At 59.0% G+C, this 12,054-nt stretch carries 13 protein-coding genes and 1 tRNA gene; 12 read left to right on the top strand and 2 right to left on the bottom strand.

The features are described 5' to 3' along the window. Positions 1-56 precede the first annotated feature (56 nt). Complete coding sequence (locus tag JBO08_RS18570; RefSeq protein ID WP_220074441.1) at positions 57-329, top strand: DUF3077 domain-containing protein; 273 nt, start codon at positions 57-59, stop codon at positions 327-329. A 165-nt stretch (positions 330-494) separates the two neighbouring features. On the opposite strand, the gene JBO08_RS18565 is transcribed toward JBO08_RS18570, so the two are convergent. Beyond that, positions 495-579, bottom strand: a tRNA-Leu gene (locus tag JBO08_RS18565). A 108-nt stretch (positions 580-687) separates the two neighbouring features. On the opposite strand from JBO08_RS18565, the gene queA reads away from it, so the two are divergent. From queA to JBO08_RS18535, 6 genes are all read left to right on the top strand, one after another. Continuing rightward, positions 688-1,737, top strand: a complete 1,050-nt coding sequence (queA, locus tag JBO08_RS18560; protein WP_220074404.1) for a tRNA preQ1(34) S-adenosylmethionine ribosyltransferase-isomerase QueA — start codon at positions 688-690, stop codon at positions 1,735-1,737. 5 nt (positions 1,738-1,742) lie between these two features. Beyond that, a complete protein-coding gene (tgt, locus tag JBO08_RS18555) occupies positions 1,743-2,858 on the top strand; it encodes a tRNA guanosine(34) transglycosylase Tgt (protein ID WP_175403018.1) in 1,116 nt (371 codons plus the stop codon). Between the two features lie 43 nt (positions 2,859-2,901). Next, the gene (gene yajC, locus JBO08_RS18550) at positions 2,902-3,240 is read left to right on the top strand and encodes a preprotein translocase subunit YajC (protein ID WP_003175975.1); all 339 of its coding nucleotides are present in this window, start codon (positions 2,902-2,904) and stop codon (positions 3,238-3,240) included. Positions 3,241-3,302: 62 nt separating this feature from the next. Continuing rightward, positions 3,303-5,171, top strand: coding sequence for a protein translocase subunit SecD (secD, locus tag JBO08_RS18545; protein ID WP_220074403.1), 1,869 nt, complete (start codon positions 3,303-3,305; stop codon positions 5,169-5,171). A 9-nt stretch (positions 5,172-5,180) separates the two neighbouring features. Further along, positions 5,181-6,095 (top strand): protein translocase subunit SecF, encoded by a 915-nt coding sequence (gene secF / locus JBO08_RS18540; RefSeq protein ID WP_065874519.1) that lies wholly within the window; start codon positions 5,181-5,183, stop codon positions 6,093-6,095. Between the two features lie 124 nt (positions 6,096-6,219). Then, positions 6,220-6,762, top strand: a complete 543-nt coding sequence (locus JBO08_RS18535) for a glycine zipper 2TM domain-containing protein (RefSeq protein ID WP_015885750.1) — start codon at positions 6,220-6,222, stop codon at positions 6,760-6,762. A 225-nt stretch (positions 6,763-6,987) separates the two neighbouring features. Here JBO08_RS18535 and suhB read toward each other — a convergent pair whose 3' ends face one another. Further along, complete coding sequence (gene suhB / locus JBO08_RS18530; protein WP_003175971.1) at positions 6,988-7,803, bottom strand: inositol-phosphate phosphatase; 816 nt, start codon at positions 7,801-7,803, stop codon at positions 6,988-6,990. Between the two features lie 145 nt (positions 7,804-7,948). On the opposite strand from suhB, the gene trmJ reads away from it, so the two are divergent. The 5 genes from trmJ (at position 7,949) to iscU (ending at position 12,051) form a co-directional block, all read left to right on the top strand. After that, the gene (gene trmJ, locus JBO08_RS18525) at positions 7,949-8,719 is read left to right on the top strand and encodes a tRNA (cytosine(32)/uridine(32)-2'-O)-methyltransferase TrmJ (RefSeq protein WP_065874520.1); all 771 of its coding nucleotides are present in this window, start codon (positions 7,949-7,951) and stop codon (positions 8,717-8,719) included. Positions 8,720-8,721: 2 nt separating this feature from the next. Beyond that, positions 8,722-9,507 (top strand): serine O-acetyltransferase, encoded by a 786-nt coding sequence (cysE, locus tag JBO08_RS18520; RefSeq protein ID WP_065874521.1) that lies wholly within the window; start codon positions 8,722-8,724, stop codon positions 9,505-9,507. A 302-nt stretch (positions 9,508-9,809) separates the two neighbouring features. Next, positions 9,810-10,301, top strand: coding sequence for a Fe-S cluster assembly transcriptional regulator IscR (iscR, locus tag JBO08_RS18515; protein WP_049711631.1), 492 nt, complete (start codon positions 9,810-9,812; stop codon positions 10,299-10,301). A gap of 49 nt (positions 10,302-10,350) precedes the next feature. Then, positions 10,351-11,565 carry an IscS subfamily cysteine desulfurase gene (locus tag JBO08_RS18510; RefSeq protein WP_065874523.1) on the top strand — a complete coding sequence of 405 codons (1,215 nt, stop codon included), beginning with the start codon at positions 10,351-10,353 and terminating at the stop codon, positions 11,563-11,565. A gap of 99 nt (positions 11,566-11,664) precedes the next feature. Further along, the gene (gene iscU, locus JBO08_RS18505) at positions 11,665-12,051 is read left to right on the top strand and encodes a Fe-S cluster assembly scaffold IscU (RefSeq protein WP_003175965.1); all 387 of its coding nucleotides are present in this window, start codon (positions 11,665-11,667) and stop codon (positions 12,049-12,051) included. Positions 12,052-12,054 lie beyond the last annotated feature (3 nt).

Below are 12,054 nucleotides of genomic sequence, written 5' to 3'. Positions count from 1 at the left end.
TAGGCCAGAGCCGAGGAGAAGAATCGTTCGATTTGAGCGTCTAACGCCTCGGCGTCATCACCTTCTTCACCTGCGGCAAACAACCCAACCTTCGCCACCTATTCCGCGTGAATTCCGGCGTACCCATTCGCGATGCCCTGGAGCATGCCTCCGAGCTTCTCCATTGTTCAAAAATGCTGGCATTGGATGCCGCCATGGACAACAGCGCAGATCGCCACGCCTGGGCGGCGCATTATTTGGGGGAGATGGCGAAGGCGGTGGTGGATGATTTGGCGAATGGGATGTTGCCGAATGGGGTGGTGGAGGAGGGGGAATCAGTGGGTGTGTAAGGCAGGTGGTTTGATGGTGCTTGGGCTGGCGCTTTCGCAGGCAAGCCAGCTCCCACAGGAGACTGTGTTTCAAGGTAGAGCAGGCGGCGACTGGTAATTTTGCTTGCCACCCACTTTTCTACAGGCGAAAAAAAAGACCTTGAATTTCAAGGTCTTTCTTTAAGATGGTGCCCCGAGGGAGAATCGAACTCCCACTTCTTTCGAAAACGGATTTTGAATCCGCCGCGTCTACCAATTCCGCCATCAGGGCTCAATGGCGGCGAAGTATAGAGATGAGATTACCGTTGGTCAATCACGTTTCATGGTCAATTTTCACTATTTCCGCTAGACTTCCCGGCCCTGCTAGACGAACCCCATCATGCGCGTTGCTGACTTTACTTTTGAGCTCCCTGATTCGCTGATCGCTCGCCACCCTTTGGCCGAGCGTCGCGCCAGTCGACTGCTGACCCTGGACGGGGTGAGCGGTGCCCTCGCACACCGTCAATTCACTGATTTGCTTGAGCATTTGCGCCCAGGCGATCTGATGGTGTTCAACAATACCCGGGTGATTCCGGCGCGGCTGTTTGGCCAGAAAGCTTCCGGCGGCAAGCTGGAAATTCTGGTGGAGCGGGTGCTGGACAGCCATCGTGTGCTGGCCCATGTACGCTCCAGCAAGTCGCCGAAACCGGGCTCGGTCATCTTGATCGATGGCGGCGGCGAAGCCGAGATGGTGGCGCGTCATGATGCGCTGTTCGAGCTCAATTTCGCCGAAGAGGTGTTGCCGCTGCTGGAGCGCGTCGGCCATATGCCGTTGCCTCCTTATATAGACCGCCCCGACGAAGACGCGGACCGCGAGCGCTATCAGACGGTGTACTCCCAGCGCCCCGGTGCCGTCGCTGCGCCGACGGCCGGGCTGCATTTTGACCAGCCGCTGCTGGATGCGATTGCCGCCAAGGGCGTCGAGACCGCTTATGTGACCCTGCACGTGGGGGCCGGTACGTTTCAGCCGGTGCGTGTGGATAACATCGAAGACCACCACATGCACAGTGAGTGGCTGGAAGTCGGCCAGGACGTCGTGGATGCGGTTAGCGCGTGCAAGGCGCGTGGCGGGCGAGTGGTGGCGGTGGGGACGACCAGCGTGCGTTCGCTGGAGAGTGCGGCGCGTGATGGCGTGCTCAAGCCGTTCAGTGGCGACACCGATATCTTTATTTACCCAGGCCGGCCGTTCCATGTGGTCGATTGCCTGGTGACCAACTTCCATTTGCCGGAATCCACACTGTTGATGCTGGTGTCGGCATTTGCCGGTTACCCGGAAACCATGGCCGCTTATCAAGCCGCCATCGCTAACGAGTACCGTTTTTTCAGCTACGGTGATGCGATGTTTATCACCCGCAATCCGGCGCCGCGCGGCCCAGAGGAACAATCATGAGTCGTATGTCGTTTGAATTGCTGGCCACGGATGGTAAAGCTCGCCGCGGCCGTTTGACCTTTCCACGCGGCACCGTCGAGACCCCGGCCTTTATGCCAGTGGGTACCTACGGCACCGTTAAAGGCATGATGCCGCGCGACATCGTCGCCACCGGTGCCGAGATTATCCTCGGCAACACCTTCCACCTGTGGCTGCGCCCGGGCACGGAAGTGATCAAGAAGCATGGCGACCTGCATGACTTCATGAAGTGGCAAGGCCCGATCCTCACTGACTCCGGTGGTTTCCAGGTGTTCAGCCTGGGCGCCATGCGCAAGATCAAGGAGGAGGGCGTGACCTTCGCCTCGCCGGTCGACGGTTCCAAGGTGTTCATGGGCCCGGAAGAGTCGATGCAGGTGCAGCGCGACCTGGGCTCCGACATCGTGATGATTTTTGACGAGTGCACGCCGTACCCGGCTGACGAAGACGTCGCGCGGATTTCCATGGAGTTGTCCCTGCGTTGGGCCCAGCGTTCGAAGAATGCCCACGGCGACAACACGGCGGCGTTGTTCGGTATCGTCCAGGGCGGCATGCATGAAAGCCTGCGTAAACGCTCGCTGGAGGGCCTCGACAAGATCGGCTTTGACGGCCTGGCCATCGGCGGTTTGTCGGTGGGCGAGCCCAAGCACGAGATGATCAAGGTGCTGGATTACCTGCCGGGCCTGATGCCCGCTGAAAAACCTCGTTACCTTATGGGCGTTGGCAAACCGGAAGATCTCGTAGAGGGTGTGCGCCGCGGTGTGGACATGTTCGATTGCGTGATGCCAACCCGTAATGCCCGCAATGGGCATCTGTTCATTGATACAGGCGTGCTGAAGATCCGTAACGCGTTCCATCGCCATGATGATTCGCCGCTGGATCCCACCTGTGATTGCTACACCTGCCAGAACTTCTCCCGTGCTTATCTGCACCATCTGGACAAGTGCGGGGAAATGCTGGGTAGCATGTTGAATACCATCCACAATTTGCGTCATTACCAAGTCCTGATGGCTGGTTTGCGCGAGGCTATTCAACAGGGTACATTGGCCGCCTTCGTCGATGCCTTCTATGCCAAGCGCGGGCTCCCTGTGCCGCCCTTGGACTGAGTTTTCCGACCCTAAGATTCACTATTTGCAACTGGAGTGCTAAATGAGCTTTTTTATCTCTAACGCCATGGCTGACGCCGCTGCGCCTGCTGCTGCCGGCCCTATGGGCGGTGGTTTCGAGTGGATTTTCCTGGTCGGCTTCCTGGTCATCTTCTACCTGATGATCTGGCGCCCACAGGCCAAGCGCGCCAAAGAGCAGAAAAACCTGCTGGGCAGCCTGCAGAAAGGCGACGAAGTTGTGACCACCGGCGGCATCGCTGGCAAGATCACCAAGGTTTCCGATGCTTTCGTGGTGCTGGAAGTCTCCGACACCGTAGAAATGAAGTTCCAGAAGGGCGCCATCGCTGCCACGCTGCCAAAAGGCACGCTCAAAGCGATCTAAGTAACAACCTTTACCAATCGACGGGGCGCGCAAGGCGCCCCGCGTTATAAGCGGGCGGCGTGATGCTGAACAAATACCCTCTGTGGAAATACGTACTGATCCTGGCGGTGCTGGCGATCGGTTTTATTTATTCCGCTCCCAATCTCTATCCTGATGACCCTGCGATCCAGATCTCTGGCGCCAGCACTTCGCTGCAGGTCAATCAGGCTGATCTGGACCGTGCGAGCAAAGCGCTCACTGACGCGGGCATTCAGGTTAAAGCGGCAACTTTGGCGGCTGGTTCGAAAGGCGGCTTGTTGCGCCTGACCAAGCAAGAAGACCAATTGCCGGCTAAAGATGTCGTGCGCAAGGCCATGGGTGACGACTACGTCGTTGCATTAAACCTGGCACAGACCACGCCACAATGGCTGCGCAGCATTGGCGCGCACCCGATGAAGCTGGGTCTGGACTTGTCCGGTGGTGTGCACTTCCTGCTGGAAGTGGACATGGACAAAGCCCTCGACGCGCGTCTTAAAGTCTACGAAGGCGACGTGAAGAGCCTGCTGCGTAAAGAGAAGTTGCGTTATCGCAGCCTGCCGCAGCTCAACGGTGCCATCCAGCTGGGCTTCTCTGACGAAGCTTCCCGCGAGCAGGCCCGTGCGCTGATCCGCAAAAACTTCAACGATTTCGACATCGTACCGGCTGACCTGAATGGCCAGGCTGTACTGCGCCTGGCGATGAGCCCGGCCAAGATCGCGGAAATCCGTGAATACTCCATCAAGCAGAACTTGACCACGGTACGTAACCGCGTCAACGAGCTGGGTGTGGCCGAGCCGATCGTTCAGCGCCAGGGTGCCAACCGCATCGTGGTGGAACTGCCGGGCGTGCAGGACACTGCTGAAGCCAAGCGTATCCTGGGTAAAACCGCCAACCTGGAATTCCGCCTCGCGGCTGAGCCGGGTGCTACCCGCGCCACTTCCGAAGAGTTCGAGTTCCGCGAAGGTAACCGTCCTCCAGCGCTGATCGAGCGTGGCTTGATCATCACCGGTGACCAGGTGACTGACGCCAAGGCGGGTTTTGGCGAGCACGGTACCCCTGAAGTGAACATCCGCCTGGATGGCCACGGCGGCGAACTGATGAGCCGCGCCACGCGCAGCAACGTCGGTCGCAGCATGGCGGTGATCTTCATCGAGCAACGTCCGATCACCACCTACGCCAAGCAAATGGTCAACGGCGTAGAGAAAGACGTACCGGTACAGACCTTCAAGGAAGAGAAGAAGATCATCAGCCTGGCGACCATCCAGTCGCCGCTGGGTGCTCAATTCCGCATCACTGGCCTGAACGGCCAGGGCGAATCCTCGGAACTGGCCTTGCTGCTGCGTGCCGGTGGCCTGGCTGCGCCGATGTACTTCGCTGAAGAGCGTACTATCGGCCCGAGCCTGGGGGCGGACAACATCACCAAAGGTATCGATGCGTCCCTGTGGGGGATGCTGTTCGTGTCCCTGTTCATCATTGCCATCTACCGCTTCTTCGGTGTCATCGCCACCGTGGCCCTGGCGGGCAACATGATCATGCTGCTGGCGCTGATGTCGCTGCTGGGTGCTACGCTGACCTTGCCGGGTATCGCCGGTATCGTGCTCACCATGGGTATGGCGGTAGACGCCAACGTGCTGATCTTCTCGCGGATTCGTGAAGAGATCGCCAATGGCATGACCGTACAGCGTGCAATCAACGAAGGCTTCGGCCGGGCATTTACCGCGATTCTCGACTCCAACCTGACCACATTGTTGGTGGGTGGGATTCTCTTCGCCATGGGTACCGGCCCGGTCAAGGGTTTTGCGGTGACCATGTCCCTCGGTATCTTTACCTCGATGTTCACGGCCATCATGGTGACCCGCGCAATGGTCAACCTGATCTATGGCGGGCGTGACTTCAAGAAGTTGTGGATTTAAGGGGCTGCCATGTTACGTACAATCAACTTCATGGGCGTTCGCAATATTGCGTTCGGCGCCACTGTGCTCCTTACCGTTCTGGCGCTGTTCAGCTGGTTCCATAAGGGCCTGAACTACGGGCTGGACTTCACCGGCGGTACGCTCATTGAGCTGACCTACGAGAAGCCGGCCGACGTTACCGTGGTGCGCAACGAGCTGGTCAAGGCCGGCTATCACGAAGCCATCGTGCAGAACTTCGGGGCGACCACCGATCTGCTGGTGCGTATGCCGGGCGAAGACCCGCAACTGGGTCACCAGGTCGCCGAAGCCTTGCAGAAGGTCGGCGGCGACAACCCGGCATCGGTTAAGCGCGTCGAATTCGTCGGCCCACAGGTCGGTGAAGAACTGCGCGACCAGGGCGGCCTCGGCATGCTGATGGCGCTGGCGGGTATCATGATTTACCTGGCGTTCCGCTTTCAGTGGAAGTTCGGTGTCGGCGCCATTGTTTCGCTGATCCACGACGTGATCGTGACCGTTGGCATCCTGGCTTACTTCCAGATCACCTTCGACCTGACCGTTTTGGCGGCCGTGCTGGCGATCATTGGTTACTCGCTCAACGACACCATCGTGGTATTCGACCGGGTTCGTGAGAACTTCCGGGTACTGCGCAAAGCGACGCTGATTGAGAACATCAATATCTCCACCACGCAGACCCTGCTGCGGACCATGGCGACGTCAATCTCCACCTTACTGGCGATTGCGGCACTGATGATCTTTGGCGGCGACAACCTGTGGGGCTTCTCCCTGGCGCTGTTCATCGGCGTGCTGGCGGGTACCTACTCGTCGATCTACATTGCCAACGTGGTGCTGATCTGGCTGAACCTCAACAGCGAAGACTTGATCCCTCCTGCCGCTACCGGCAAGGAGGTTGACGACCGCCCTTGATGGGGTGTCGTTGACTTGCTGTTACAAAGAAGGCACGAGTATTGAACTCGTGCCTTTTTTTTTGCTCCAAGGCTGGGTATAGCGCGGATCGTTCGGTCCGTTTGTGATGGTCAGGAGGTTCAACGTGAACAAGTCGTTACTGGTTGGTGCGGTATTGGGTGCTGTCGGTGTGACTGCCGGGGGTGCTGTCGCCACCTACAGCCTGGTAAAAAGCGGCCCTGAGTATGCGCAAGTGCTGGCGGTGCAGCCGGTGAAAACCCAGATCAAAACCCCGCGAGAGGTCTGCAAGGACGTCGCGGTAACCCGGCAGAAGCCGGTGCAGGATCAGCATCAGATCGTTGGTACCGTGGTCGGTGCGCTGGCCGGTGGCCTGCTGGGCAACCAGGTCGGTGGCGGCAATGGTAAGAAGCTGGCAACCGTAGCCGGTGCGGTCGGCGGTGGTTATGCCGGTAACAAGGTTCAGGAAGGCATGCAGAACCGCGATACCTACACCACTACCCAGACTCGCTGTAACACCGTCAACGATATCAGCGACAAGGTTGTCGGCTATGACGTGCGTTACACCTTGGATGGCAAGGAAGGCTCGGTGCGTATGGATCGTGATCCAGGCGGCCAGATTCCAGTCGACAAGGAAGGGCGCTTGGTGCTGGGCCAGAACCAGCAGTAATCCCAAGCCTGGTACAGATGCAAAAAATTGTGTGAGTTCAAAAATGTGGGAGGGGGCTTGCCGCCGATAGTGGTGGGTCAGTCAGCTTATTAGGTGCTGACCCACTGCAATCGGGGGGCAAGCCCCCTCCCACAATTGATTTGTGTTGTTGCTGGAGTTGCGGCAAACCTCAAATCCCAGGCATAAAAAAAGCACCCCTAAGGGTGCTTTTTTGTGCCTGCTCGCTTAGCGCTTCAGCGAAGCCGGCAGGTGCGGCTGGATCGCCGTCAGCACTGCCTTGAAGCATTTGGTGTTGCCGGCAACCACGTGGCCTTTCTCCAGGAAGTCATGACCACCGGTGAAGTCGCTCACCAGGCCGCCAGCTTCTTGAATGAGTAGTGCGCCTGCCGCCATGTCCCACTCGGACAGGCCCGACTCCCAGAATGCATCAAAACGACCAGCAGCCACATAAGCCAAGTCCAGGCTCGCTGCGCCAGCGCGACGGATACCAGCGGTCTGGCCAACCAGGGCGCGGAACATACCCAGGTAGTTTTCCAGGTTGTCCATCTGGTCGTCACGGAACGGGAAGCCGGTACCCAGCAGGGCGCCGTCGAGGCTGGTGCGACCGCTGACGCGCAGGCGACGACCGTTCAGTTGGGCGCCACGGCCACGGCTGGCGGTGAATTCTTCCTGGCGGACCGGGTCCAGCACAACAGCGTGTTCCAGGCGGCCACGGTATTTGCACGCGATGCTCACGGCAAAGTGCGGGATGCCGCGCAGGAAGTTCGTGGTGCCATCCAGTGGGTCGATGATCCACAGGTAGTCTTCGCCTTCGCCGCTACCTTTGTGCAGGCCGGTTTCTTCGCCGAGAATGCCGTGGGTAGGGTAGGCCTTGCGCAGGGCGTCGATGATTTTCTGTTCGGCGGCGCGATCCACCTCGGATACATAATCCTTGGCGTCTTTTTCGTCGACCTTGATGGTATCCAGGCGCTCGATGGAGCGGAAGATCAATTCACTGGCGCTGCGGGCGGCGCGCAGCGCGATATTCAGCATGGGCTGCATGGATAGGTCACCTAAGGTTGTTAAAGAAAGCCGAGCAGTTTAGCAGAAACTTTCTTCAGGTGAAGGACGACGTTAGCTTTCATGGCATAACCTTAGGCTGTTCTGTAAGATTTGCTCCCCTTTCCCGTGTCCGAGAGCGCCTCCCTTGCTGCAAAACATTCGTGTCGTCTTGGTCAATACCAGTCATCCCGGCAACATCGGTGGGGTGGCGCGAGCCATGAAAAACATGGGTCTGACGCGCCTGGTGCTGGTCGAGCCGCGCCTGTTTCCGCACCACGAAGCCGATGCTCGCGCGTCCGGCGCCAATGACCTCCTGGAAAAAGCTCAGGTCGTCGCCACTCTGGAAGACGCGCTGGTCGGCTGCAACCTGGTGCTTGGCACCAGCGCCCGCGACCGTCGCATCCCTTGGCCTCTGCTGGATCCGCGCGAGTGCGGCACCAAAGTGGTGGAAGAGGCCGCCGGCGGCGCGGAAATCGCCTTGGTATTCGGCCGTGAAGACTCCGGCCTGACCAATGAAGAGCTGCAGCGATGTCATTACCACGTGCACATTCCATCAGACCCTGAGTTCAGCTCGCTGAATCTCGGGGCAGCGGTGCAGGTGTTGACTTACGAAGTGCGCATGGCTTGGCTGGCCGCCGAAGGTCAGCCGAGTAAAGTGGAAAAGGATGAAGTTGCATCGACCAAAAGTGGCGAGTTGGCCACCATGGACGAGTTGGAGCGATTCTATGAGCACTTGGAGCAAACCCTCGTGGCCATCGAATTCCTCGATCCGGACAAGCCCCGGCACTTGATGGCGCGCCTGCGTCGCCTGTACGGGCGTAGCTCGGTGAGCCGAGCGGAAATGAATATATTGCGTGGCATCCTCACGGAAACCCAGAAAGCGGCCCGTGGCGAGCTTCTTAAGCGGAAGGATTAAAAATGTTCGAGCGTTTGCGAGAAGATATCCAGAGTGTTTTCCACCGTGACCCGGCGGCGCGCAACGCCTTTGAAGTGCTGACCTGCTACCCCGGCATGCACGCGATCTGGATTCACCGCCTGTCCGGCGCCTTGTGGGGCATGGGTTGGAAATGGCTGGCGCGGTTGGTGTCGAACTTTGGCCGCTGGTTGACCGGGATCGAGATTCATCCCGGCGCCAAAGTCGGGCGTCGCTTCTTCATCGACCATGGCATGGGGATCGTCATCGGCGAAACCGCTGAGATTGGCGATGACGTGACGCTGTACCAGGGCGTGACCCTCGGTGGCACCAGCTGGAACAAGGGCAAGCGCCACCCGACGCTGGGCGATGGCGTAGTGGTAGGGGCGGGCGCGAAGGTGCTCGGCCCGTTCACCGTCGGTGCCGGGGCCAAGGTGGGTTCCAATGCCGTGGTGACCAAGGCCGTGCCGCCTGGCGCTACCGTTGTCGGTATCCCTGGCCGAATCATCGTCAAGCCGGAAGCCGGTGATGAGCAAGAAGCCAAGCGCAAGGCCATGGCCGAGAAGATCGGTTTCGATGCCTATGGTGTCAGCGAAGACATGCCTGACCCGGTCGCGCGCGCCATTGGCCAGTTGCTCGACCACCTGCAAGCGGTGGACGGCAAGCTGGAGGGTATGTGCGGTGCGTTGAAAGACCTTGGCAGCCCTTACTGCGCCAAAGATCTGCCCGAATTGCGCGAAGAGGATTTTGCCGAGATCAAGGACGAAGCCGCCACCACCAAGGCCAGCTAAGGTCTAAAGACCGCTGCAAAACCCATGTGGGAGCGGGCTTGCTCGCGAATACGGAGTGTCAGTCACCAGGGATATCGACTGATTCACCGCTTTCGCGAGCAAGCCCGCTCCCACATTTGATGTCCTCTGGTCTCGCAATTTCCGTTCGACCTTGTTGCCGCTGTTCGTCCCCACCCCATCCTGCTATGATTCGCGCGCCCTTTTTACGGGTAATCCTGACTAAGGTACTAGGTCTTATAGTTGACTTAAATACTCGGGAATCGCATACTTGCTCCCATTCTGAAACACCTTGGTACTTGTCCATGAGACTGACTACAAAAGGCCGATACGCGGTGACTGCCATGCTCGACCTGGCCTTGCACGCGCAAACTGGGCCGGTGTCCCTGGCCGATATCTCCGAGCGCCAAGGCATTTCCCTGTCCTACCTCGAGCAGCTGTTCGCCAAGTTGCGCCGTAGCAACCTGGTTTCCAGCGTGCGTGGTCCGGGTGGCGGCTATCAACTGTCCCGCGACATGCAGGGCATCCAGGTAGCTCAGGTGATCGACGCGGTCAACGAATCCGTCGATGCGACCAAATGCCAGGGCCAGGGTGATTGCCACGCCGGCGACACCTGCCTGACGCACCACTTGTGGTGCGATCTGAGCCTGCAGATCCATGAGTTTTTGAGTGGTATCAGCTTGGCTGATCTTGTGACTCGCCGTGAGGTGCAAGAAGTAGCCCAGCGTCAGGACCAGCGCCGTTGCAACAGCAAGGCGCCGCGTCTGGACAAGATCGAGGCGTCCGCCGTCGAGTAACAGCCGAAGAGCTAACGGCACGCCAGCCAGCCTGATTAGGAGAAAGTCCATGAAATTGCCGATTTACCTTGATTACTCAGCGACCACCCCGGTTGATCCGCGTGTCGCGCAAAAGATGAGCGAATGCCTGCTGGTTGACGGAAACTTCGGCAACCCTGCCTCCCGTTCCCATGTATTCGGCTGGAAAGCCGAGGAAGCGGTCGAGAACGCCCGTCGCCAGGTCGCCGACCTGGTTGGCGCAGACCCGCGTGAAATCGTCTGGACCTCCGGTGCCACCGAGTCCGACAACTTGGCAATCAAGGGCGCGGCGCATTTCTACGCGACCAAAGGCAAGCACCTGATCACCACCAAGATTGAGCACAAGGCTGTCCTCGACACCATGCGCCAACTGGAGCGTGAAGGTTTCGAGGTGACCTACCTCGAGCCAACCACCGACGGTATCGTCACCCCGGCCATGATCGAAGCCGCGCTGCGTGAAGACACCATCCTGGTTTCCGTGATCCACGTGAACAACGAAATCGGCACCATCAACGACATCGCGGCCATCGGCGAGCTGACCCGTTCCAAGGGCATCCTGCTGCACGTCGACGCTGCTCAGTCCACCGGCAAGGTCGATATCGACCTGTCGAAACTGAAAGTCGACCTGATGTCGTTTTCTGCCCACAAGACCTACGGTCCTAAAGGCATCGGCGCGCTGTACGTGAGCCGCAAGCCTCGCGTGCGCATTGAAGCGACCATGCACGGCGGCGGTCACGAGCGCGGCATGCGTTCGGGCACCCTGGCGACCCACCAGATCGTCGGCATGGGCGAAGCCTTCCGCGTAGCCAAGGAAGACATGGCTGCCGAAAACGTGCGCATCAAGGCACTCAGCGATCGCTTCTATAAGCAGGTCGAGAACCTTGAAGAGCTGTACATCAACGGCAGCATGACCGCCCGTGTACCGCACAACCTGAATTTGAGCTTCAACTATGTCGAAGGCGAGTCGCTGATCATGGCGCTCAAGGACCTGGCGGTTTCGTCCGGCTCGGCCTGCACCTCGGCCTCGCTTGAGCCTTCGTATGTTTTGCGCGCCCTGGGCCGCAACGACGAACTGGCACACAGCTCGATCCGCTTTACGTTCGGCCGCTTCACCACCGAAGAGCAAATCGACTACGCCGCGCAAAAAGTTTGCGAAGCTGTCAACAAGCTGCGCGTTCTGTCGCCGCTGTGGGACATGTACAAAGACGGTGTCGATATTTCCAAGATCGAGTGGGCGGCACACTAACTATAGAAGCCGCCACCCCAGCTCTGTAGCAACGTGGCGGAAAACGCAGGCGTTTCTACAGGGTTCCAGAGCGGCCCTGATGAGTGAGGATTCAGTACCATGGCTTACAGCGAAAAGGTCATCGACCACTACGAAAACCCGCGCAACGTCGGCAAGATGAACGCGGAAGACCCTGATGTCGGCACCGGCATGGTCGGCGCTCCGGCGTGCGGCGATGTGATGCGCCTGCAGATCAAGGTCAACGACGCTGGCGTTATCGAAGACGCCAAGTTCAAGACCTACGGCTGCGGTTCGGCCATCGCCTCCAGCTCCCTGGCGACAGAATGGATGAAAGGCAAGACCCTGGATGAGGCTGTCACTATCAGCAACACCCAGCTGGCCGAAGAACTGGCCCTGCCGCCAGTGAAAATCCACTGCTCGGTACTCGCTGAAGACGCCATCAAGGCGGCCGTTCGCGACTACAAGCAGAAGAAAGGCTTGATCTAAGCA

It is taken from the genome of Pseudomonas sp. LAP_36 (genome assembly GCF_019456785.1).
Lineage (GTDB): Bacteria > Pseudomonadota > Gammaproteobacteria > Pseudomonadales > Pseudomonadaceae > Aquipseudomonas > Aquipseudomonas tritici.
This window is presented reverse-complemented; position numbering and strand designations above follow the sequence as displayed.